The organism is Amycolatopsis iheyensis, assembly GCF_024703995.1.
Classification (GTDB): Bacteria; Actinomycetota; Actinomycetes; order Mycobacteriales; family Pseudonocardiaceae; genus Amycolatopsis; species Amycolatopsis iheyensis.
The window spans coordinates 375,754-396,427 of the sequence record NZ_JAMXQV010000003.1 but is presented as its reverse complement, the minus strand read 5'-3'; the positions used below and the strand labels follow the sequence as shown (position 1 = coordinate 396,427).

22 protein-coding genes are annotated in these 20,674 nt (G+C 71.8%); 12 read left to right on the top strand and 10 right to left on the bottom strand.

Features of this window, described 5'->3' with window-relative positions; genetic code table 11:
• Nucleotides 1-2: 2 nt before the first annotated feature.
• The 4 genes from M8542_RS09085 to M8542_RS09070 are packed head-to-tail and all read right to left on the bottom strand — an operon-like array spanning nt 3 to nt 3,846.
• Entirely contained in the window at nt 3-875 is an 873-nt protein-coding gene (locus M8542_RS09085) for a carbohydrate ABC transporter permease (RefSeq protein ID WP_257919586.1), read from the bottom strand.
• Nucleotides 872-1,777 (bottom strand): carbohydrate ABC transporter permease, encoded by a 906-nt coding sequence (locus tag M8542_RS09080; protein WP_257919585.1) that lies wholly within the window; start codon nt 1,775-1,777, stop codon nt 872-874. The genes M8542_RS09085 and M8542_RS09080 overlap by 4 nt, the downstream gene beginning before the upstream one ends.
• Nucleotides 1,778-1,786: 9 nt before the next feature.
• Complete coding sequence (locus M8542_RS09075) at nt 1,787-3,046, bottom strand: ABC transporter substrate-binding protein (RefSeq protein ID WP_257919584.1); 1,260 nt, start codon at nt 3,044-3,046, stop codon at nt 1,787-1,789.
• On the bottom strand, nt 3,046-3,846 hold the full coding sequence (locus M8542_RS09070) for an endo alpha-1,4 polygalactosaminidase (RefSeq protein WP_257919583.1): 801 nt from the start codon (nt 3,844-3,846) through the stop codon (nt 3,046-3,048). Before M8542_RS09070 ends, M8542_RS09075 begins: the two co-directional genes overlap by 1 nt.
• 276 nt (nt 3,847-4,122) lie before the next feature.
• Between M8542_RS09070 and M8542_RS09065 the strand changes: the two genes are divergently transcribed.
• The 6 genes from M8542_RS09065 to M8542_RS09040 all read left to right on the top strand — a co-directional run bounded on the left by M8542_RS09065 (nt 4,123) and on the right by M8542_RS09040 (nt 8,932).
• The gene (locus tag M8542_RS09065) at nt 4,123-5,208 is read left to right on the top strand and encodes a sensor histidine kinase (protein WP_257919582.1); all 1,086 of its coding nucleotides are present in this window, start codon (nt 4,123-4,125) and stop codon (nt 5,206-5,208) included.
• Entirely contained in the window at nt 5,201-6,469 is a 1,269-nt protein-coding gene (locus tag M8542_RS09060) for a hypothetical protein (RefSeq protein WP_257919581.1), read from the top strand. Before M8542_RS09065 ends, M8542_RS09060 begins: the two co-directional genes overlap by 8 nt.
• Nucleotides 6,454-7,104 carry a response regulator transcription factor gene (locus tag M8542_RS09055; RefSeq protein WP_257919580.1) on the top strand — a complete coding sequence of 217 codons (651 nt, stop codon included), beginning with the start codon at nt 6,454-6,456 and terminating at the stop codon, nt 7,102-7,104. The genes M8542_RS09060 and M8542_RS09055 overlap by 16 nt, the downstream gene beginning before the upstream one ends.
• A gap of 169 nt (nt 7,105-7,273) precedes the next feature.
• The gene (locus tag M8542_RS09050) at nt 7,274-7,894 is read left to right on the top strand and encodes a hypothetical protein (RefSeq protein WP_257919579.1); all 621 of its coding nucleotides are present in this window, start codon (nt 7,274-7,276) and stop codon (nt 7,892-7,894) included.
• Nucleotides 7,895-8,066: 172 nt separating this feature from the next.
• On the top strand, nt 8,067-8,435 hold the full coding sequence (locus M8542_RS09045) for a hypothetical protein (protein WP_257919578.1): 369 nt from the start codon (nt 8,067-8,069) through the stop codon (nt 8,433-8,435).
• A complete protein-coding gene (locus M8542_RS09040) occupies nt 8,432-8,932 on the top strand; it encodes a roadblock/LC7 domain-containing protein (protein WP_257919577.1) in 501 nt (166 codons plus the stop codon). Before M8542_RS09045 ends, M8542_RS09040 begins: the two co-directional genes overlap by 4 nt.
• A gap of 122 nt (nt 8,933-9,054) precedes the next feature.
• Here the strand turns inward: M8542_RS09040 and M8542_RS09035 are convergent, their stop codons facing one another.
• The 3 genes from M8542_RS09035 to M8542_RS09025 are packed head-to-tail and all read right to left on the bottom strand — an operon-like array spanning nt 9,055 to nt 10,999.
• Nucleotides 9,055-9,582 (bottom strand): 2'-5' RNA ligase family protein, encoded by a 528-nt coding sequence (locus tag M8542_RS09035; RefSeq protein WP_257919576.1) that lies wholly within the window; start codon nt 9,580-9,582, stop codon nt 9,055-9,057.
• The gene (locus tag M8542_RS09030; RefSeq protein ID WP_308210246.1) at nt 9,579-10,517 is read right to left on the bottom strand and encodes an SDR family NAD(P)-dependent oxidoreductase; all 939 of its coding nucleotides are present in this window, start codon (nt 10,515-10,517) and stop codon (nt 9,579-9,581) included. Before M8542_RS09030 ends, M8542_RS09035 begins: the two co-directional genes overlap by 4 nt.
• Nucleotides 10,518-10,522: 5 nt before the next feature.
• Nucleotides 10,523-10,999: a TspO/MBR family protein gene (locus M8542_RS09025; protein ID WP_257919575.1), complete on the bottom strand. Its 477-nt coding sequence runs from the start codon at nt 10,997-10,999 to the stop codon at nt 10,523-10,525.
• 176 nt (nt 11,000-11,175) lie between these two features.
• Here M8542_RS09025 and qcrB point away from each other — a divergent pair, with 176 nt between their 5' ends.
• Nucleotides 11,176-12,744: a cytochrome bc1 complex cytochrome b subunit gene (gene qcrB, locus M8542_RS09020; RefSeq protein ID WP_257919732.1), complete on the top strand. Its 1,569-nt coding sequence runs from the start codon at nt 11,176-11,178 to the stop codon at nt 12,742-12,744.
• A gap of 184 nt (nt 12,745-12,928) precedes the next feature.
• Here qcrB and M8542_RS09015 read toward each other — a convergent pair whose 3' ends face one another.
• Nucleotides 12,929-13,774, bottom strand: coding sequence for a MerR family transcriptional regulator (locus M8542_RS09015; protein ID WP_257919574.1), 846 nt, complete (start codon nt 13,772-13,774; stop codon nt 12,929-12,931).
• Between the two features lie 92 nt (nt 13,775-13,866).
• On the opposite strand from M8542_RS09015, the gene M8542_RS09010 reads away from it, so the two are divergent.
• The 5 genes from M8542_RS09010 to M8542_RS08990 all read left to right on the top strand — a co-directional run bounded on the left by M8542_RS09010 (nt 13,867) and on the right by M8542_RS08990 (nt 18,933).
• Entirely contained in the window at nt 13,867-15,099 is a 1,233-nt protein-coding gene (locus M8542_RS09010; RefSeq protein WP_257919573.1) for an NAD(P)/FAD-dependent oxidoreductase, read from the top strand.
• A 91-nt stretch (nt 15,100-15,190) separates the two neighbouring features.
• A complete protein-coding gene (locus M8542_RS09005) occupies nt 15,191-16,288 on the top strand; it encodes a ferredoxin reductase (protein WP_257919572.1) in 1,098 nt (365 codons plus the stop codon).
• Between the two features lie 16 nt (nt 16,289-16,304).
• Nucleotides 16,305-17,567, top strand: a complete 1,263-nt coding sequence (locus M8542_RS09000; RefSeq protein WP_257919571.1) for a fatty acid desaturase family protein — start codon at nt 16,305-16,307, stop codon at nt 17,565-17,567.
• A gap of 179 nt (nt 17,568-17,746) precedes the next feature.
• Nucleotides 17,747-18,679: an acyl-ACP desaturase gene (locus tag M8542_RS08995; RefSeq protein WP_257919570.1), complete on the top strand. Its 933-nt coding sequence runs from the start codon at nt 17,747-17,749 to the stop codon at nt 18,677-18,679.
• A gap of 17 nt (nt 18,680-18,696) precedes the next feature.
• Nucleotides 18,697-18,933 (top strand): hypothetical protein, encoded by a 237-nt coding sequence (locus tag M8542_RS08990; RefSeq protein ID WP_257919569.1) that lies wholly within the window; start codon nt 18,697-18,699, stop codon nt 18,931-18,933.
• Nucleotides 18,934-18,940: 7 nt separating this feature from the next.
• Here the strand turns inward: M8542_RS08990 and M8542_RS50300 are convergent, their stop codons facing one another.
• Nucleotides 18,941-20,263: a DUF4474 domain-containing protein gene (locus tag M8542_RS50300; RefSeq protein ID WP_257919568.1), complete on the bottom strand. Its 1,323-nt coding sequence runs from the start codon at nt 20,261-20,263 to the stop codon at nt 18,941-18,943.
• Nucleotides 20,260-20,568 (bottom strand): hypothetical protein, encoded by a 309-nt coding sequence (locus M8542_RS08980; protein WP_257919567.1) that lies wholly within the window; start codon nt 20,566-20,568, stop codon nt 20,260-20,262. The genes M8542_RS50300 and M8542_RS08980 overlap by 4 nt, the downstream gene beginning before the upstream one ends.
• Nucleotides 20,569-20,674: the final 106 nt, after the last annotated feature.

The following is a 20,674-nucleotide window of genomic DNA, read 5'->3' as shown; positions in this document are numbered from 1 at the left end:
GGTCAGCCCTTGAGTCCGCTGGAGGTGATGGACTGGACGAACGTCTTCTGCGCGCCGAGGAAGGCGAGCAGCACCGGCGCCACCGTGATCACATTGCCCGCCATCACCGCGGCCCAGTTCGTGTGGTGCTGGCCCTGGAAGGTCGTGAGGCCCAGCTGCAGGGTGTAGGTCGTGTCGTGGTTGAGCGCGATCAGCGGCCAGGTCAGGTCGTTCCAGGTGCTCAGGAACGTCAGCACGGCCACCGTGCTCAACGCGGGCCGCGACAGCGGCAGCACGATCGTGAACAGCACGCGCAGCCGCGAGCAGCCGTCGATCCACGCGGCTTCTTCCAGTTCCCGTGGCAGTGAGAGGAAGAACTGGCGCAGCAGGAACACCGCGAACGGCGTGACCAGCGACGGCACGATGAGCGCGCCCAGGCTGTCGATCAGGCCCAGCTGCTTCATCACCAGGAACGTCGGGATCATGGTGAGCTGGAACGGGATCGCCATCGTCGCGACCATCAGCGCGAGCAGCACCCGCGAGCCGGCGAACCGCATCCGCGCGAACGCGTACCCGCCGAGCGTGCCGAACAGCAGGTTCGACACCACGGTCACCGCGGAGACGATCAGCGAGTTCGTGAACCAGCGCACGAACAACGCGTTGTCGAGCACGTACCGGTAGCCCGCCCAGTCCACATGGGACGGCCACAGCGCTGGCGGGAACCGGTTGATCTCGGCGTTGCTCATCACCGACCCGAGCAGCAGCCACACCAGCGGCGCGGCGAACAGCAGCGCGAGCGGCGCGAGCAGCAGGTGCCACGGGCTGAACGGCAGCCGCGGCCGGCGCAGGGCGGGCAGCACGCGCGGCGCGGGCACGCTGCCGATCCGGGCGGTCATCGCCGGCCCCGCAGCACGCGCACGGCGAGCACGACCACCAGCAGGCCGAGCGCGAGCACGTAGGCCGACGCCGCGCCGTAGCCGGCGGTGAAGTTCTTGAACGCCTGCTCCCAGACGAAGTAGACGATCACCGTCGTCGAGCCGAGCGGGCCGCCCTTGGTCGTCACGTAGACCAGGTCGAACACCTGCAGCGACGTGATCAGCTGCCACAGGAGGAGGAACGCCGTCACCGGGGTGACCGCGGGCAGCGTCACGTGCCGCAGCACCCGCAGGGTCCCGGCGCCGTCCAGCCGGGCGGCCTCGACCAACGACGGCGGGACGTCCTGCAGCGCGGCCAGGTAGACCACGACGCAGAACCCGGTGCCACTCCACAGCGTGATCCCGACCAGCACCAGCAGCGCCTGCGCCGGATCGGTCAGAAACCCCTGCGGGGACACGCCGAGGTGGTGCAGCACCGAGTTGGCCGCGCCGAACTGCGGGTCGAGGATGAACGAGAACAGCACACCCTGGGCCGTCGCCGAGAGCACGAACGGGACGAACACGAGCGTCCGGTACACCCCGGCCAGGCGGATGCGCCGGTTCAGCGCCTGCGCCAGCAGGAACCCGAACAGGATGCTCAGCGGCACGTAGAGCACCGTGTACAGCACGGTGTTGCCGACCGCCTGCGCGAAGTGCGGGTCCTGGGCGAGCGCCGCGTAGTTGTCGACGCCGACGAACCGGCTCGGCGTCACGAGGTCGTCGGCCTGGAAGGACAGCAGCAGCGACCACGCCACGGGCACCACGCCGAGGCCGAGGATGATGAGCACGGCGGGTGAGACGTAGGTCCACGCGGCCGCGGTTTCGCGGCGGCGACGGCTGCGCGCGGTGGGCGCGAGGGTGATCGGGGACGGCAGTCCGGGCATGGCGGCTCCCTAGCGGGGGATGATGAGGGCGGCGTTCGCGGCCGCGGCGCAGTCGCGCAGGGCGTCGGCCGGGGTGGCGCGGCCCAGCAGCACGGCGACGATCGCGGTCCCGATCGCCGCCGACACCTGGGGGTAGGCCGGGTGCATCGGCCGCACGCGGGCGTGCTCGAGCGCGTCCACGAACGCCGGCAGGCCCGGCGTCTCGGCCGTTTTCTCTTGCCACGCGGGCAGGTTCTTCGTCTGCGGACTCAGCGGCAGGCTGCCCGCGCCGATGTCCCAGCGGACGTCCTGCGCCGGAGCGGCCAACCAGGACAGGAAGGTGCGTGCCGCCCGGACCCGCTCCTCACCGTTGTCGAACAACGTCCAGGTGTCCGGGCCGGAGATCGTCACCGGGCGGCCGCTGAAGCTCGGCAGCGGCACGACCGCGTAGTCGATCCCGGCGTCGGTGATGTCGGGCAGCTGCCACGGCCCGGTGACGACCATGCCGATGTTCCCGCTCTCGAACGCCTGGTACATCTGCTCGCTGCCGGTTTTCGGGTCGAGGTAGACACTCTTGGCCGCGGCGAGGTCGCGCACGACTTCGAGCGCCCGCACGCCCTGGTCGGCGAACCCGATGCCGCGCCCGGCCACGACGTCACCGCCGAGGTCCCAGATCATCGGCCAGATCCGCCAGACCGTGTCCTCGTCGCCGGTGGCCGGCCAGGCGGTGCCGAACACGCCGCCGCCCGGATCGGTGAGTTTCCCCGCGGTGGCCACGAAATCGGACCATCGCCAACCCGCCTCGGGCAGCGGCAGGCCGGCCTTCTCGAACAACGCCTTGTTGCACACCACGGCGAGGGAGTCGAGCAGCGCCGGGACCGCGCGGACCCGGCCATTGACCGTGACCGCCTCGCGGGCCGGTCCCCAGAAGCCGGGGCCGGCGTCGACGAGGTCGGTGACGTCGACGACCTGCGGGCTGCGTGCGACGTTGGCCAGGTCCGACCCGAAGACGTAGGCGATGTCCGGGTAGGACCCCGACGCGAGCGCGGCGGTGACCTTCTGCAGCATCGCGTCGGCGAGCACGCCGCCGCCGAGGTCGATCCGGATCCCGGGGTGGGTCCGGTGGAAGCCGGCGACGAGCTCGTCGAGGACCTTCTTGCCGGTGTCGGTCTGGCCGTGCCAGACCTCGACGGTGACCGGACCACCGGCACTCTGTGCCGTGCCGCACCCGGCCACGGCCGCGCCGAGGGTCAAGCCGCCGACGCCGCGGAGGAAACCGCGCCGGTCCATCAGCAGGTCTTGCGGACGTAGCCAGCTTCGCCCTTCGGGACGACGTCGTGGTCGCGCCGGACGATGCTGAGGGAGCCCCAGCGATCGCAGGCGGTGCGCAGCCCCGCGTCGGTGTATTCGATGACGATCACGTGGTCGCCGAACGCCGGGGTGAACTCACCGCAGTTCTTCTGCTGGCCGCATTCTTCGGCGACGGCGAAGTCGAGGCCGTTCGCCTGGCGCTGCCCGGCGAGTTCGGAGGTGTTCTTCTGGCCGATCGCCAGGTTCTTCTGGTGGGCGTGCGCGGACAGCAGGCGGATGTAGGCCTGGGCGTCGCTGTCGGACAGAAGTCCTTGGGAGCGCGTGAAACTGTCGTAGTTGTCAGGCTCGATCGCCTGGAAACCCTTGGCCGCGCAGTTGTCGACCCAGGTGTTCACCTTGGCCGCGACGCTTTCGCGCTTGGCCGCGGTGCGGAGGTCGAGGAGAGCCTCACCCCAGTCCTCGTCCATGACGACGTCGCCGTTCGCGTCGCGCAGCAGGAGGTCACCCCACTCCCCCTCGGCGCCGGGCTGGGCCTGGAAAGCGTTGACGTAACAGATGTTGTAGCGGCCCGCGGCGGGTTGGGCGGTGTGGTCGCGGCTGACGACCTTGACGTCGCTCGCCGGGGTGTAGGCGCCGCCGATCTGGTAGTCGAAGCCGGCTCCGGCCGGCGGTGGGGTGACGGCCGCGGCCGGGGCGGCGGAAGCGGAACACGCGGTGCCGGCGACGACCACGGCGGCGAGGGCGGCGCCGGTCAGCAACTGAACGCGGGAAGAGGGCATCCTCGAACTCCGGAGAGTGGTGGGCACGACCCCGCCTCGGACCACGAGCACGTCCTGGCGACTCAGTCCGGGCTCGCGGCGGCGGCCGACATACCGGCTGGGCGTACCTCTGACGTCGGGCGTCCGTTCCGACGTGTTCAGCAGTAAAGCGAGCAAAACCGGGCATGTCAAGTGCTCGATAGTGCTTGCTTTCTGGCCTTAATGGACAATATTCATCAGCCCGGGCTTGCCCTGGTAGAAACAGAACGTCCGTTTTCCGCTGTTCCCGGGGGTGTGATGACCGCCAGCGCCCCGGGGGCGGTTGAGGAGCGGTTCCGCGCGTCCGTCACCCGGTTCGCCGGGCCCGTGCGGGCCGCGGCCGCCGCGGTCGTCGCGATCTTCGGCATGGTCGCCGCGCCGGGGGACGCGCTGCCCCTGGCGTTCGGGCTGCTGGCGGTGAGCCTGGTCGCGAGCGCCGCCGACGTCTTCCGGCCGTCGTTCGCCCTGTCGGTCCTGCGGGCCGGCGCGGTGGGCGCGTGCCAGCCGTGGCTGACGTCGGTGCCCGGCGAGGCGAGCCTGTGGGCGGTGAACGTCCTGACGATCACCGCGATCACCTGGCAGTGGGAGTACCCGCCGCGGCGGACGGGACCGTTTTTGGCGGTGCTCCTGGCCGTCGGGCTCGCCGCCGGGGGCGGGGACTGGCTGCCGGTCGCGCTGCGGGTGGTGGTGGAGAGCGTCCTCGCGCGGGCGGCCTTCGTGCTGCTGGTGCGGTCGACCGCGCGGACGGACGCCGTACGCGCCGAGCAGGCCGCGCTCGAGCAGGCCGAGGCCCTGGATCGGGACCGCCGTCGTCGTGAGCGGGAGTACTTGGCCCTGTTGCACGACACGGCATCGGCGACTTTTCTCGCGGTGGCTTCGGGCGCGGCCGCGGACCCGGCCGCGGTGGCGGGCTACGCGGCTCGGGATCTGGCCATCTTGACTGGGTCGCATCGTGAGGAGGACACGCCCGTCGATCTCGAGGCCGGGCTGCGCGCGACCTTGGCTGGGCGGGGGTTGCCGGTCGACGCGGTGTGGGAGCAGGTGCCGCTGATCCCGGCTTCGGCCGCGCTCGCGCTGGTGCGGGCGGCGGAGGAGGCGTTGCGCAACGCGGAACGACACTCGGGCGCGGCTTCGGTGTCGGTGCGGCTGACGGCGTTGCCGGGCGGGGTCGTGGTGACGATCGCGGACGACGGCTCGGGGTTCGACCCGTCGTCGGTGCCCGCGGCACGGCGTGGGGTGCGGGGATCGGTGGTCGAGCGGATGCGCGCGGCCGGCGGGACGGCGGAGGTCCGGTCAGCGGTCGGCGCCGGGACGACGGTGACCTTGAGGTGGTCCCGTGGTTGAGCCGGCCGCGGACGACGGTGGCGGGGTGGCCGGCTCGGCTGAGCCGGCGGTTCAGCCCACCGCTCCTGCGGCGCGGCCGGCCGCAGGAGCCGAAGGAAGTTCCGCGGCCTCGCCCGCCCACCCCGCGGAGCCCGCACCTGCGCCCCCGCTCGCCGGAGCCGCTGCCGCACACCCGACCCCCACCGATCCCGCGATCCGCCTGGCCGCCGCCATCCGGATCGTCCTGCTCGGGGTCACCGCGATCATCCAGCCCGGCCTCAGCCTCGCTCCCCTGCTCCGCCACCATTCCGCCTACCGCCCACCCCTCGCCGCCGACCTCGCCTACGTCGCTCTCGCCGGGGTCACCGCCCTCTGCGCGATCTGGATCCTGCGCCGCAAGCCGCTTCCCGTCGCCGTCGCCGCCGGTGGGACCCTCGTTGTCCTGGGCGCCTCCGCCGTCGCGACCGCCGCGCTGCCGCCCGACTCCTTCTTCCGCGAGCCGCACTGGTCGTTCGGGCTCGTCGGGTGGCACCTGCTCGTCCTGCTCGCCGACCGGGTGCCCGCGCTGGTGGCCGCGCTCGGCGTCCACGTCGCCGCCAGCGTCACCCAGTTCCTGCTCGCCGGGACCCCCACCCGCACCGAACTCGGCGACGCCGCGATCGTGCTGTTCGCCGTCACCGCCTTCCAGCTCGCCATCATCGGGCTGATCCGGCTGCTCGACCGCCGCGCCGGGGAAGCCGCCGCGGCCGATGCCGAACGAGAACGCCTGGCCACCCGGGCCGCGCTCGCCGCCCAGGCCGGGCGCGATCTGCGGACCGGGTTCGCCGAGCAGCTCGGCGCGACCCTGCCCCTGCTGGCCGGGCTCGCCGACGGCACCGTCGACCCGCGCACCGCCGAAGCCCGCGCCCGCTGTTCGATCGCCGCGGCGCAGCTGCGACGGCTCTTCGCCGAGAACGACGACGTGCCCGACCCCCTGGTGCACGAGGTCACCGCCTGCCTCGACGTCGCCGAGCGGCGTGGGGTCGCCGTGGCGCTCGCGGTGAGCGGCGACGTCGTCGACGTCCCGGCGAACGTCCGCCGCGACCTGACCGGGCCGGTGCTCACCGCGCTGGCCGCCGCCCGGACCCGGGCGCGCGTCAGCGTGCTGCGGACACCCGAGCTGGTGCGCGTCGCCGTGGTCGCGGACGGTTCCGCCGAAGTCAGCGGATCGGCGGCGGTGCCCGTCACGTCCCACTCCCGGGACGGACAGACCTGGATGGAGGCACGGTGGCGACCCGAGTGAGGGCGGCGGTGGTCGACGACCACCCGGCGGTGCGCGCCGGCGTGGCGTACTGGCTGGCGGCCGGCGACCCGCCGATCGACGTCGTCGCCGAGGGCGAGGACGTCAAGGTCGCGTGGCTCGGCGCGGGCGCCGAAGCCGACGTGGTGATCTTCGACCTGCACCTGGGCGGGCCGGCGCCGGCGTTCGGGGACCTGCGGCGGCTGGCCGAGGCCGGGCGCCGGGTCGTCGTCTACTCGATGCGTGCCGACGACGAAGTCGCGTTGCAGTGCCTCGAACTCGGCGCGCTCTGCTACCTGACGAAGGCCGAAGGCGCCGAGCACCTGGTGGAGGCGACGCGGGCGGCGGCGCAGGACCGGCCCTACACCCCGCCGTCGCTGGCCGGGGCGCTAGCCGGGGACCGGTCGGAGGCGCGGCCGGCGTTGTCGGCGCGGGAGGCCGAGGTGCTCGTCGAGTGGTTCCAGTCGGAGTCGAAGGAGTTCGTCGCGCACCGGCTGGGGATCTCGGCCAGCACGGTGAACTCCCACCTCGAGCGGATCCGCGTCAAGTACGCGCGCATCGGCCGGGAGGCGCCGACGAAGGCCGCGCTCGTCGCCCGGGCCATCCAGGACGGCCTCATCGGCGTGGACGATCTGTGACCTCCGTGTGGTGCGAACAGCCCACACCACGGGTCGCGCGCGCGGGTTAGCGTCCCGCTGACGGAGCCGCGAGGGCGCCCCGTACGGATCGCCGCGACCGTCCTGGGGGCGGCCGCGGTGGTCCGCACTCCCCCCGGAACCCGTCCGGCGGGGCTGCCCGAGGAGATCCATGAAGCACGTCCGCACCACCGCCCTGCTCGCCGCCTGCGCCGCGACCCTCCTGCTGTCCGCGTGCGGCGAGGAGACCGGTCAGGCCGCACCCGCCGCCCCCTCCAGTGCCCCCGCCTCGGCTTCCCCGGAGGCTCCGGAATCTTCGGAGACCGCCGCGGCCCCGGCGGGCGACGTCACGAAGCCCGGCACCGAACTGAAGCTCGGTGAGCGCGCGGTGGTCCCGTTCAAGTACGGCACGACCAAGTCCGGCACGATCGCGATCACGGTGACGGCGATCGAGAAGGGCGCCAACGCCGACCTCGCGAGGTATGGCGACAAGGCAAAAGGGATCACACCCTTTTACCTGCGCGCGACGGTCGAGAACGTGGACGGCGCCGACCTGTCCTACGCGTCGATCTCGCTGCGTGCCCTGGGCTCCGACGGCCGGTCGACCGGCGTGATCATCACCGGCAGCACCGACCAGTGCAAGTCCGGGACCGCGGGCAAGGACTTCAGCACGGCGGGCGCGAAGTTCGAGACGTGCACGCTGCAGGGCGCCCGCGAAGGCGAGGCGGTCGGGGCCGCGACGTTCGACAAGGGCGACGACTACGACAAGTCGCCGGTGGTCTGGAAGAGCTGACGTCCACTTCGGACGCGGGCGCGGCGACGCGCCCGCGTCCGCCTTTTGCTTACCGCAACTTGCAGATTCACTTCGATCGACACTCAGCGTCGTCACCCGGAAAATAAGTGCCGGAACAGTTGCTCCGAACGGTCGTACTCCTGACTACTGAGGACACTTACCGTCACGTTTCATGACGATCGAATTGGCGCTGAAAGAAGCGATGAGCATTCCCGGAGCGGTCGGCGTGACCCTGGTCGACTACGACAGCGGGATGTCCCTCGGTTCCCTGGGTGGCGGCGACTGGCTCGACCTCGACATCGCGGCGGCGGGCAACACCGAAGTCGTCCGGGCGAAGCTGCGGGTGATGGCTTCCCTCGGGCTCGACGACAGCATCGAGGACATCCTCATCACGTTGCACCGCCAGTACCACGTGATCCGGCCGCTGTCCGCCCGCGGCAACTCCACCCTGTTCCTGTACCTCGTCCTCGACCGCGAGCGCGCGAACCTGGCGCTCGCCCGCCACAGCATCAAGCGCATCGAGACCAGCCTGTCCGTATGACGAGTGCCGACACCCACAACCAGTCCTTCCGCGCACCGCTGCCGGTCCGCCAACCGGTGGTGAACCCGGTTCCGCCGCAGGACCGGACGGTCATGCGGCCGCCCCTCGACGCCGACCGGACGCTCGAGACGCTGAGCAGGATCCGGGACCAGGTCGACCAGGTGGCCGGTCTGCTGGTGGCCACCCACGACGGCCTGGTCCTGGCCGGCGACACGACGACGGTGGAAGCCGACAGTGTCGCCGCGATGTCGGCGGCGGCGGCCGGGCTCGCGACGCAGTTCACCGCCCAGGCGGGAATCGGCGAACCCCGCTGCGCGATGTTCGAGGGCAGTTCGGGCTACGTGTGCGTGTTCCCGGTCGAAGGGTCGCTGCTGCTCGTGGTGTTCGGCCAGCCGGACATCACCATGGGGCTGTTCACCTTGGCGGCCAAGCAAGCGCTGACACTGTTGCGACAGGCCACTGTGGACGCCGCTCGCCGGTCACCGGCCGCGGAGTGAAGCCGGTCCGAACCGGAGCAGCCCGCAGCCGCTCAGCGGCCGCCGAACGACCCCGGTCCGAACCCGAACAGCCCGACCGGCTCCCACGGCCGGGTTCCTCGCACAGCACCGCGGCAGCCCGCTCACCGGCCGCCGAACGACCCCGGTCCGAACCCGAACAGCCCGACCGGCTCCCACGGCCCGCCCAGATAACGCCACACCGCAAGCCCGGTCGCCAGCCCAGCCGGCGGCCCGGTTTCCTCGCGCAGCACCGCAAGGGTCTCCGCCGCCACCTCGGCGGTGACCTTGTTCTGCACCGTGACGTGCGGCCTCAACGGCTGCCGGTCCTGCGGGGTCAGCCACTCCGCCCACCGGCGCCGCAACCGCGCGTGCAGGGTCAGCAGCTCCGGCGAACGCACCACGAGCGCGACGCCGCGGCCCAGCGACCGGGCGCCGTCGACCTCGAACGTGAAGGGGTCGGTCGCGCCGACCTGGGCCGTGCACTCGGCGAGCACCGCTTCCTCGTGCTCGCCGGGCAGCGCGTGGAACAGCGTGAGGTGCGCGCCGACGACCAGGCGGGCCGGCGGGAACCACCTCCGCCGCAACTCGTCCCACGACGCCTGCGTCTGCTCGTCGACGGCGAGGGTGATCACCAGCGGAGCCGCGCTCACCGGCCCACGGCCGCCAGGCAGTCGCGCAGCAGCCGCTCCGGGTCACCGGCCGGCGGCCGGGTGCCGGGCAGCAGGTGTGCCGGGCGCGCGCGGCGGTCGTGCCAGAACCGGCCCGGTGGCGGTCCCGGCCGGGTCGCCGCCAGCCAGACCGCCGTGTCCGCGCCCTCCGCCGCCGTGCGCAGCGCGGGCCCGACGAGCCGCCGGAACGCCGGGAGCGAGTCGGCCAGACCCGGGGTGTCCGCCCAGCCGGGGTGCGTGCTGTGCACGGCGATGCCGTCCGGCCGCCAGCGTTCGGCGAGCACCGGGGTCAGCTCGACCTGCATCCGCTTGGTGCGCGCGTACGCTGTGGCGCCGCGATAGGTCCCGGTCCGGTATTCGGCGTCGTCGACGGCGAGGCGCTGGGTGTACATCCCGCCTGAGGACACGAAGATCACCCGGCCGTCCTCGGCCGCGCGCAACGCCGGCCGCAGCAGCTCGGTCAGCAGCAACGGGCCGAGGACGTGCGTGGCGAAGGTGATCTCGTGCCCGTCGACGCTCTCCCGGCGCTCCGGCGGCAACACCCCCGCGTTGTGCACCAGAACGTCCACTCGGGACTCCCGGGCCGCGAATTCGCGCACCGAAGCGAAATCGGAGACGTCGCAGCGAGCCGTCCGGACCTTCGCCGCCGGCACCTGCGCGCGCACCCGGGCGAGTGCCTGCTCGCCGCGACCGAGGTCGCGCACCACCAGCACCACCTCGGCGCCGAGGCGGGCCAGACCGGTGGCCGTCGCTTCGCCCAGCCCGGAACTCTCGCCGGTCACCAGCGCGACACGGCCGCGCAGCGCGTCCGGCGCGGGGTCGTCCGCCGCCCACGTGCGCCGGCGCACCGCGTAACCCAGGCGCGAGTAGCCGACGACGGCTCGATCGAGGACGGTGTCGAGCAGCAACTCGGGCACTCCGATCAGTTCAGCACGACGATGGCGGCGTTGAGCGCCGTCGCGAAGAGGGTCCACGCCAGGTAGGGCAGCTGGAGCGCGGCGGCCGCGGCCGAGCGGCGCCGGAACACCAGCGCCGTCGCCACGATCACGGCGTCGAGCAGGAGGATCTCCACCAGGGCGACGGTGTAGGCGCCGGCGGCGAAGAACAGCGGGGTCCAGGCCATGTTGAGCGCCAGACCGGCCGCGTACCAGCCGAACTCGCGCCGCGGGGCGCCGGTGCGCCAGAACAGCCAGCCGGACAACGCGATCAGCAGGTACAGCACCGTCCACACGGGACCGAACAGCCACGACGGCGGCGCCCACGGCGGCTGGGTCAACCCGGAGTAGACGGCGCGTGACTGCGTCGCGGCCAGGCTGCCCACCGCGGCCACGACGGCCACCGCGGCGACGAACCCCGCCAGCACCAGCGGGGCCGGAGCGGAGCGGTGCACTGTGGTCATCCGGGACTCTCTTCCGATGCAGATCCGACGCGCTGTCTCTGCAAACCCTAGACGCGAACGGGCGGTTCCGCCGTTCTTGACCGGTAACTGCGATGCATCTTCGATGCACGACCGCGCGGGCCACCTTCACCGGGGTGACCATCGAAGAGATCGGCCGAGCCGGAAGCGAGGTGCCGATGAGCTCACTCACCACGCCGACCAAGGGGTCGAGCCCGGTCGAGAAGGCGTTGGGCGACGCCGCGAACAACGCCGACCAGCGGTACCACCTGGCCAAGGGCCTGCGGCACCAGCTGAACAAGGTGTTCCCGACCCACTGGTCGTTCCTGCTGGGCGAGATCGCGCTCTACAGCTTCATCATCCTGCTGCTCACCGGCGTCTACCTGACGTTGTTCTTCGACCCCTCCATGCAGGAGGTCGTCTACCACGGCAGCTTCAAGAACCTGCAGGGCCTGGAGATGTCGCAGGCCTTCCGCACCACCCTGGACCTCTCCTTCGACGTCCGTGGCGGGCTGTTCATGCGGCAGCTGCACCACTGGGCCGCGCTGATCTTCGTGGCGTCGATGGCCGTGCACATGCTGCGGATCTTCTTCACCGGCGCGTTCCGGCGTCCGCGTGAGGCCAACTGGGTGATCGGCGGGCTGCTGCTGATCCTGGGCTGCTTCGAAGGCTTCTTCGGCTACTCCCTGCCCGATGACCTGCTCTCGGGCACCGGTATCCGCGCGACGCTGTCGGGGATCGTGTTGTCGGTGCCGGTGATCGGCACGTGGATCCACTGGGCGCTCTTCGGTGGCGAGTTCCCGGGGGATCAGATCATCCCGCGGCTGTACACGCTGCACATCCTGCTGCTGCCGGGCATCATGCTGGCGCTGGTCGGGGTGCACCTGGCGCTGGTGTGGTATCAGAAGCACACCCAGTTCCCGGGGGTGCGGCGCAAGGAGACCAACGTCGTCGGCGTGCGGATCATGCCGTACTTCGCGTTGAAGGGCGGGGCGTTCTTCACCCTGGTCATCGGGGTGCTGGCGTTGATGTCGGGGTTGTTCCAGATCAACCCGGTGTGGAACTTCGGCCCGTACAACCCTTCCCAGGTCTCCGCCGGGTCCCAGCCGGACTGGTACATGGGGTGGGCCGACGGGCTCCTGCGCGTGTGGCCGCCGTGGGAGGTCTACCTCGGCAAGTACACGATCCCGCCGGTGTTCTTCGCCGGCGCGATCGGCATCGCCGTCCTCGTGACGCTCCTGCTGAGCTACCCGTTCATCGAGCGGCGCCTCACCGGCGACACAGCGCACCACAACCTGCTGCAACGCCCGCGTGACGTGCCGGTCCGCACCGCCATCGGGGCGATGTCACTCACGTTCTTCCTCGTGCTGACGCTGTCGAGCTTCAACGACATCCTCGCCGTCCAGTTCGACATTTCGCTCAACGCCATGACCTGGGCGGGTCGCATCGGCCTGCTCCTGGGCCCGCCGATGGCCTACTTCGTCACCTACCGGCTGTGCGTCGGCCTGCAACGCGCGGATCGCGAGGTGCTGGCGCACGGCATCGAGACCGGCATCATCAAGCGGCTGCCGCACGGCGAGTTCGTCGAGATCCACCAGCCGCTGGCCGCGAAGGCGCTCGAATACCAGGGTGCGCCGGTGCCGAAGAAGATGAACAAGCTGGGTTCGGCCGGGCACGCCGTCCCGGGCTCGCTGCTGAGCCCCGACCCGGCCGAGGAGACCCGGGCGCTGAATCGGGGCCGGCGGTGACTCTCGCCCGACGCGTCGCCGGCGGCGGCGCGGCGCCGCTTTCGGTCGTGGCCACGACGACCAGCTTCGCCTGGCTGCCATGGGATTCGCCGGCGTAGGCCGTGGTCGCGCCGACCGTCCACTCCGTCCTGCTGCTGACCACTGTGGACAGCCGTCGTCGTGGAGAACACGGCCGTGCCGGCGGTCAGCCGCCCACTGCGCTCAGCGCGCCGTCGAACGACGGTGGCAGCGGCTCGCCCACCGTCGGCAGCCCCCGCCAGCCCGGTCCGGCCGGGCGCACCGGCACCCCGTCGGCGTGCAGGGCCCGCAGGATCCGCACGTCCGCGGACTGCGCCGTCATCGACCACACCACCACCTCGCTCGGCGTGAACCGGGCGGACACCACGCGCAGGACGTCGACCGACACCAGCCCGCCGAGGAACATCGACGGCGCGCCGTCGTCGCTCAGTGCGGCGCTGAGCATCTTGACCGGCAGGTCGTGGCGCTCGGCCGGCCCGCACACGAACACGATCGGGGCCGCCCCGGCGCGGGCGGGCAACGGCGCCGGGTACCGGTCGACCGCGCCGGACGCCGCGGTCGCCAGCGCCCACTCCGCGGCCATGGCGTTGCGGTCGCCCAGCCGCGCCCAGCGTTCGCCGATGGCCCGCAGGACCGGGGCGACGACCTCGGTCCAGGTCTTGGTAACGCCCAGACCGGCGAGCGCGTCTTCGACCAGCCCGCCCATCAGGGCCAGGTCGAGCGCGTCCGCCGCTTCGGCGAGCCGTTCCCGCCGCTGCCCGGCGGTCGTTTCGGCGGCCGAGCGGGCCAGCACCAGCCGGGCGGCGTCCCGGGCGCCGGTCCCCTGGGCCCGCAACGCCCGCATCCGGCGCAGCCGCGCCACGTCGTCGGGCGTGTACCGCCGCCTGCCGTTCGCTTCGCGCTCCGCGGCGCCGATGCCGTACCGCTGTTCCCAGGTGCGCAGGGTCACCTGGGACACCCCGAGCAGCCGCGCCACCTCGTTGGAGCCGAGGGACCGCGCGAAGTCGCTCATCCGGCCTCCTCCCGCGTGAACGCGCACACTCAGTGGATCGATTCTGCATCGAAGTGCCCGGGACCGCTCGGGTGGTCGCCGAAGGAGCACGTATGGCCCAGCACGAAACGGACGTCGTAATCGTCGGAGCCGGCCTCGCGGGCCTGGCCGCCGCGACGCACCTGCATCGGGCGGGCGTGCCCTGCGCGGTGCTGGAAGCGGACGACGACGTCGGCGGGCGCGTGCGCACCGACGTCGTCGACGGCTTCCGTCTCGACCGGGGCTTCCAGATCCTCAACCCGGCTTATCCGGCGGTCCGGCGCCTGGTCGACGTCGACGCGCTGCGGCTCGGCCGGTACTGGCGCGCGGTCCGGGTGGCCGACGACGACCACGTCTCCCTGCTCGGGCAGCCACTCGACGTGCCCCGGGCCCTGCGCGACATCGCCGCCCGCCGCTACCTGTCGGCGAAGGACCTGGCCGCGCTCGCCGCGCTGTCGGCCCGGGTGGCCGCCGGTCCGGCGAAGGCGATCGTCGACCGCGAAGACCGCACGACGCTCGACGAGCTGCGGCACGCGGGGCTGTCCGAGCGAGCGGTGCGAACCGTGTTCCGGCCGTTCCTGTCCGGGGTGTTCCTCGAGGCCGAGCTCAGCACGTCGGCGCGCTTCTTCCAGCTGGTGTGGCGGAGTTTCCTGCGGTCCGCGCCGTCGCTGCCGGCACTCGGCATGGGCGAGCTGCCCCGGCAGCTCGCGCGCCGGCTGCCAACCACGGCCGTGCACCTCGACACGCCGGTCGAGGAAGTCCGGCCGGGCGCGGTCCGCACGGCCGGCGGCGACGTCTGGAGGGCGCGGGCGGTACTCGTCGCCACCGACGGGTCCACGGCCGCGCGGCTGGCCGGGACGCCGGAGCCGCGGTGGAACAGCGGGACGACCTGGTACTTCGCTCCCCCGCGGTCGCCGCTGCCCGAGCCGGTCATCGTCGTCGACGCCCGCGGTGGGCCGATCGTCACCACGAGCGTGGTCAGCGAGGTCTGCCCGACGTACGCGCCGAGCGACCGCGCGCTCGTCAGCGCGTCGGCGTTGACGTCGCTGCCGGACGCCGAGGTGCGGCGGGCGCTGGGCCGGCTGTACCGCACGGACGCCGCGGGGTGGCCGCTCCTCGGCCGGTACGAGATCGCCCGTGGGCTGCCGTCGATGCCCCCGCCGCACGACATCCGCCGCGACGTCCGGCTCGACGACGGGCTGTACGTGTGCGGCGACCACCGGGACACGAGCTCCCTGCAGGGCGCGCTGGCCTCGGGTGCCCGGGCGGCACGGGCGGTCCTCCGCGAGGTCGGCGCCCGCGTCTGACGCTCATCCTGCGAGTTGAGTGCACGCTTGTACACTCAATAGGCATGTCCTCCATCGACTGGTCCGGCACCCGCGGTGAGCGGGGTGCACGATGGCCGAAGTAGGGATGCGCCCTCCGGCGTCGCCGTTGAGACGGCGGGCGCTGCGTGCGCTGCGCTGGCTGTTCACCCCCTTGCGGCCGGACGACTACCTCGAACTGATCAACCCGTTGTGGTCGACCCGGGAGCTGCGCGGGCGCGTCGAACGCGTCGAGCCCGAACGCGGCGGCGCCGCCACCGTGCTGATCCGGCCGGGGTTCGACTGGATCGGGCACCGGCCCGGCCAGTACGTGCGCCTCGGTGTCGTCATCAACGGCGTCCACCACTGGCGCGCCTACTCGCTGACGTCGAGCCCGGACCGCGCCGACGGGCTCATTTCGGTCACTCCCAAGAAGGTCGACGGCGGGGTCGTCTCGCCGTACCTGGTCGAGCGGGCCCGGCCCGGCGAGGTCGTGCGGCTCGGCGAGGTCGAAGGGTCCTTCACCCTGCCCGGCAAGCTCGACCGCGGCCTGCTGTTCGTCACCGCCGGCAGCGGCGTCACCCCGGTGATGAGCATGCTGCGCCACCTCGCGCCGGGCGTCGGCCTGCGCGACGTCGTCCACGTGCACTCCGCGCGGGAACCCGGCGAAGTCATCTTCGGCGAAGAGCTCGAGACACTCGAGAAGCAGCACGAAGGCTTCCGGCTCGAACTGCGCCACACCGGCCGCGACGGCCGGCTCACCCCCGGCGAGCTGGACACGCTGTGCCCGGACTGGCGCGAGCGCGAGTGCTACGCCTGCGGGCCCGGCGAACTGCTCGACGCGCTGCAGGCGCACTGGAAGCGTCACGGCGACGTCGATCGGCTGCACCACGAGCGGTTCCAGCCGATCGTCGGCGGCGAAGGCGCCGAGGGATCGGGCGGGACGGTGCGGTTCACCCACCGCAACCTCGACGCGGACTGCCCGCCGGGCACCCCGATCCTCGTCGCGGGCGAGAACGCCGGCGTCGACCTGCCCTTCGGCTGCCGGGTCGGGGTGTGCCACACCTGCGTGCTGCCGATCCGGGACGGCCGGATCCGCGACCTGCGCACGAACGTCGTCAGCGAGAAGCACCACGAGATCGTGCGCACCTGCGTGCACGGCGCCGAAGGCCGGGTCACGGTCGACCTCTGAGCGGAGAAAGGAACTCATGCCCTCGACAACCCACCCGTTCGCCCACCTGAGCGAGCGCGAGCTCGCCGAGCTCGCGCGCGAGTTCGACGCCATCCACGACCACGTCCGCGCCGACCTCGGCGACCGCGACCGCCAGTACATCAAGGGCGTCATCCGGCTGCACCGGCAGATCGCGGTGGCCGGCCGGGCCCTGCTGCTCGGCTCCCGGTCCAAAGCGGCCTGGGCGGCGGGCACCGGCTGCCTCGCGGTCGCGAAGATCCTGGAGAACATGGAGATCGGGCACAACGTCCTGCACGGCCAGTGGGACTGGATGAACGACCCCTACATCCATTCGTCCACTTGGGACTGGGACACCGCCTCGACGGCCGCGGCGTGGAAGCACTCGCACAACTTCATCCACCACACCTACACCAACATCCGGGGCAAGGACAAAGACCTCGGGTACGAGATCATGCGCATCGACCCGCACCAGAAGTGGCACCCGGCGTACCTGGCGCAGCCGCTGTACAACCTGCTGCTGATGGCGTTCTTCGAGTGGGGCGTCGCGGTGCACGACATGGACGTCGAGGCGATCCGCGCCGGCGAGAAGCCGCTGAAGGACGTGTGGCACGACATCAAGGGCATCTCGGGCAAGGCCCGCGACCAGATCCTCAAGGACTACGTCGGCTGGCCGCTGGTCAGCGCGCTCGCCGCGACGGCCGTGGGACGGCTGGTGCGGCCCGAACCCCGCTCACGGCGCCGGGTGCTCGCGGACCGGGCCCGCGGCCGGGGTTTCCGGGGCGCCGTCAGCGCCCAGCTCGCCGCCGTGCGCAAGGAGGGCGGCGGCGCGTTCGCCGCGACGTTCTGGGCGGACTTCACCGCGAACATCATCCGCAACCTGTGGGCCCACTCGATCATCTTCTGCGGCCACTTCCCCGACCAGACCTACACGTTCAGCCAGGAGGAGGTCCGCGACGAAACCCGCGGCGGCTGGTACGTCCGGCAGCTCGTCGGCGCGGCGAACATCACCGGCTCGCCGCTGTTCCACCTGATGAGCGGCAACCTCGGCTACCAGGTCGAGCACCACCTGTTCCCGGACATGCCGAGCAGCCGCTACGCCGAGATCGCGCCGCAGGTGCGGGAGATCTGCCGCCGCTACGGCCTGCCGTACAACACGGGCCCGCTGTCGCGGCAGCTCGGCACGGTGCACCGCACGATCCTGCGGCTCGCCTTCCCCGGCGGGAAGCCCCGCCCGAAGCCCGGCCCCTACCCGGGCGACGAGGTGCGGCGCGCCGCCTGAGCGACGAGCCGCCGGCGACGGCGACTGCCCGGCGGGGCGGAGGACGCGCTGGTCGCGGCCGTGCCGGCGGACCCGCTCGCGCCGGCCAGGCGCGGCGGGAACCTCCGGGACCCCGCGTCCGTTGTCAGTACCTACGGCACCGTAAGTTACGGTCGCGTAGGTACGGAAGGACGTCCCCCATGCCGGTCCCCGAAAGCACGCGCCTGCTGTTCGAGCTGGAAGGAACGGTCGAGGAGAACCTCAACCGGCACCTCTCCGCGGCTCAGGAGTGGATGCCGCACGAGTACGTCCCCTGGAGCCAGGGGCGCGACTTCGCCGAGCTCGGCGGGGAGGCCTGGGACCCCGAGCAGTCCCGGGTGAGCCCGATCGCGCGGACCGCACTCGAGGTCAACCTGCTCACCGAGGACAACCTGCCGAGCTACCACCGCGAGATCGAGCGCGCGTTCGGCCGCGACGGCGCGTGGGGCACCTGGGTCCACCGCTGGACGGCCGAGGAGGGCCGGCACGGCATCTGCATCCGCGACTACCTGCTGGTCACCCGGGCCGTCGACCCGGTCGAGCTGGAGCGCATGCGGATGGAGACGATGCAGGCGGGCTACGACTCCGGGGACAAGCCGCTGCTGCAGGTGTGCGCGTACGTGTCGTTCCAGGAGCTGGCCACGCGGATTTCGCACCGCAACACCGGCCGCTACACGCAGGACCCGCTGGCCGAGCGGCTGCTGGCCCGGGTGTCGACGGACGAGAACCTCCACATGGTCTTCTACCGCAACCTGGTCAAGGCGGCCCTGGAGATCTCGCCGGACGCGATGATGCGCGCGATCACCGACGAGGTGCTGAGCTTCGCGATGCCGGGTGCGGTGATCCCGAGCTTCGCCCGCAAGGCGGCGCTGATCGCCAAGGCGGGCATCTACGACCTGCGCATCCACCACGACGACGTCGTGCTGCCGCTGCTGCGGTACTGGAAGGTGTTCGACCTGACCGGGCTCGGCGCGGTCGGCGAGGCGGCACGCGAGGAGCTGGCGGCCTTCCTGAAGTCCCTCGACACGCAGGCGTCGCGCTTCGAGGAACGCCGTGACGCCACCGCCGCACGCCTGGCCGCGCGGCAGGGGTAGCCGCCTAAAGTGGAGCCATGAGTGACCCGGATGAGCTGGCCCGCGCGTTGCGGGCCACGGCGAGGACCGCCGCGACCACCGCCCTGCGCGAAGGCCTCGAAGAGATCGAGGAGCGGCATGGCCGGGACGTCGCCGACGAGGTGGCCGGGCTGGTCGACGTCGACGGCGTGTTCGCCGGGCTCCGCGAGGTCACGAGCCGGCGCGCCGACCCGGACGACGAGGAGTGGGAGTTCAAGCCGGTGACCTCGATCTGAGCGCGGCTCACTTCTCCCCCCACGTGTAGCTCAGCGCCGGCGGGTCGTCGGTGGTCTTCGTGACCTTCAGGTTCTGGTCCGGGTGCGCGGCGGCCCACCGGGTCATCTCGTCGTACATCCGGTCGCGCATGCCGGTGTCGCGCACCTCGATGGTGGCGCGCTGGGCCAGTTCGCTCGCCTTGACGTCCGGGTCGGTGCGGATCGCCAGGTTCCAGAAGTGCTTCTTGTCGGAGCCGTCGGCGCCCTGGCCGTCGTTGGTGAAGTAGACGTGCCCGTCGTTCTTGTTGTAGATCGTCTGGGTCACCTTGATCTGGTCGTCGCCCTGGGCGGCGTGGTAGTAGCCGGAGATGTCGCCGGAACCGGGTTCGCGGGTGTAGAACCCGACTTCGCCGCCGAACGCGCCACCGAACCCGTAACTGCCCTTCCACAGCTCGAGCCGGTACTGCTTGCCGGTCTTCGGGTCGGTGAACTCCATGTTGTCGCCGTCGTCGCCGGTCGCGTCGAGGTCCGCGCCGATCAGCTTCTCCAGCTTGTCGTAGAAGTCGTGCCAGCCCAGGAAGCTCTGCACCGAGTGCTCGCCGGTCGTGTAGTAGTCGCCGTCCGCGACGTACTTGAAGCCGAGGTAGTCGTAGATCTTCTGCGCGATCTCGCGGTTCTGCAGCAACAGCTCCCAGTTGCCGGTCAGCACGGCGACCTTGAGCCTCGGGTCCTTCGCCACCAGCTCGGCGAGGCCCGGGATCTCCCGCAGCATGATCGCGGCGATCTCGGCCGGGTTCCGCTTCTCGGAGCCCGCGAGCTCCCACACCTGGCCCGTCTTGTTCCGCAGCTTCAGGCCTTCGGCGAGCAGGACCGCGTCGTACCCCACGACGATCCGCTCCAGGTCGGCGAGCACGACCAGCGCCCGGGCCTTGAGCGCCTTGTCCTCCGCCCAGGCGAAGACGATGTTGCCCTTGCCGTGCGCGAGGTCGTTCCACACGCCGTCGAGCTTCTTCTCCAGGGCGTCGGCGTCCGCGCGGTGGCTGCGGGCGTCGCCCTGGGCCTTCGCCAGCGCGTCGCGGACGACCTCGAACGACTTCGCCGACTCTTCGAGGTCGTGAGCCTGGTCGTCGCGGTTCTTCTTGAAGTCGTTCAACGAAGTCAGCGCCGATTCGCCGGCGCCGCCGTGCCAGCCCTCGCTCAGCTGGACGCGGACCGCCTCGACGAGCGCCTTGGCGTCCAGGACGGATTCCTTCGTGGCCCGGCAGGCCCGCGCCCGGTCGTCCAGGTCGGCCGGGTTGCCCTTCTCCACCTGGTCGGCGAGGTGGCGGATCTTGTCGAAGACCGAGCTCACCGGTCGATCCCTTCGAAGCCGCTGTCGAGGGCCTTCAAGAAGGTGTCACGCGCGGCCGAGTCGGTGCGGTCGTAGCTCTTCGCGGCGGCCTGGATGGCCTCGACCAGGCTCGCGACCTGCTGCTGCGCGGCTTCGAGGTCCTCCTGGCGGGTCAGCAGCCAGACGTCGTAGTCGCCCGCGAAGCCGCCGGCCCGGTTCGTGGCGCCGACGTTCGGCGAGCCCCCGGGCGTCAGCGACGGCGGCGTCCCGGCGGCGAGCTTGCCCGCCGCGTTGCTGATGTCCGCGACATCGACCTCGAAGCCCACGGCGTTCCTCCCGCTCGCGTGACATTTCGCGCGGGCAATGTAACACCCGACTCCTGCTCCGACGTCCGGTTCGCGCTTTCGGTTCCCCGGCGTGGCCTGCGCCGAA

Excerpts from the sequence above, each read along its gene's own strand:
- M8542_RS09085 (WP_257919586.1), bottom strand. The coding sequence starts at position 875 with ATGACCGCCCGGATCGGCAGCGTGCCCGCGCCGCGCGTGCTGCCCGCC.
- M8542_RS09080 (WP_257919585.1), bottom strand. The coding sequence starts at position 1,777 with ATGCCCGGACTGCCGTCCCCGATCACCCTCGCGCCCACCGCGCGCAGC.
- M8542_RS09075 (WP_257919584.1), bottom strand. The coding sequence starts at position 3,046 with ATGGACCGGCGCGGTTTCCTCCGCGGCGTCGGCGGCTTGACCCTCGGC.
- M8542_RS09070 (WP_257919583.1), bottom strand. The coding sequence starts at position 3,846 with ATGCCCTCTTCCCGCGTTCAGTTGCTGACCGGCGCCGCCCTCGCCGCC.
- M8542_RS09065 (WP_257919582.1), top strand. The coding sequence starts at position 4,123 with ATGACCGCCAGCGCCCCGGGGGCGGTTGAGGAGCGGTTCCGCGCGTCC.
- M8542_RS09050 (WP_257919579.1), top strand. The coding sequence starts at position 7,274 with ATGAAGCACGTCCGCACCACCGCCCTGCTCGCCGCCTGCGCCGCGACC.
- M8542_RS09045 (WP_257919578.1), top strand. The coding sequence starts at position 8,067 with ATGACGATCGAATTGGCGCTGAAAGAAGCGATGAGCATTCCCGGAGCG.
- M8542_RS09040 (WP_257919577.1), top strand. The coding sequence starts at position 8,432 with ATGACGAGTGCCGACACCCACAACCAGTCCTTCCGCGCACCGCTGCCG.
- M8542_RS09025 (WP_257919575.1), bottom strand. The coding sequence starts at position 10,999 with ATGACCACAGTGCACCGCTCCGCTCCGGCCCCGCTGGTGCTGGCGGGG.
- qcrB (WP_257919732.1), top strand. The coding sequence starts at position 11,176 with ATGAGCTCACTCACCACGCCGACCAAGGGGTCGAGCCCGGTCGAGAAG.
- M8542_RS09015 (WP_257919574.1), bottom strand. The coding sequence starts at position 13,774 with ATGAGCGACTTCGCGCGGTCCCTCGGCTCCAACGAGGTGGCGCGGCTG.
- M8542_RS09010 (WP_257919573.1), top strand. The coding sequence starts at position 13,867 with ATGGCCCAGCACGAAACGGACGTCGTAATCGTCGGAGCCGGCCTCGCG.
- M8542_RS09005 (WP_257919572.1), top strand. The coding sequence starts at position 15,191 with ATGGCCGAAGTAGGGATGCGCCCTCCGGCGTCGCCGTTGAGACGGCGG.
- M8542_RS09000 (WP_257919571.1), top strand. The coding sequence starts at position 16,305 with ATGCCCTCGACAACCCACCCGTTCGCCCACCTGAGCGAGCGCGAGCTC.
- M8542_RS08995 (WP_257919570.1), top strand. The coding sequence starts at position 17,747 with ATGCCGGTCCCCGAAAGCACGCGCCTGCTGTTCGAGCTGGAAGGAACG.
- M8542_RS08990 (WP_257919569.1), top strand. The coding sequence starts at position 18,697 with ATGAGTGACCCGGATGAGCTGGCCCGCGCGTTGCGGGCCACGGCGAGG.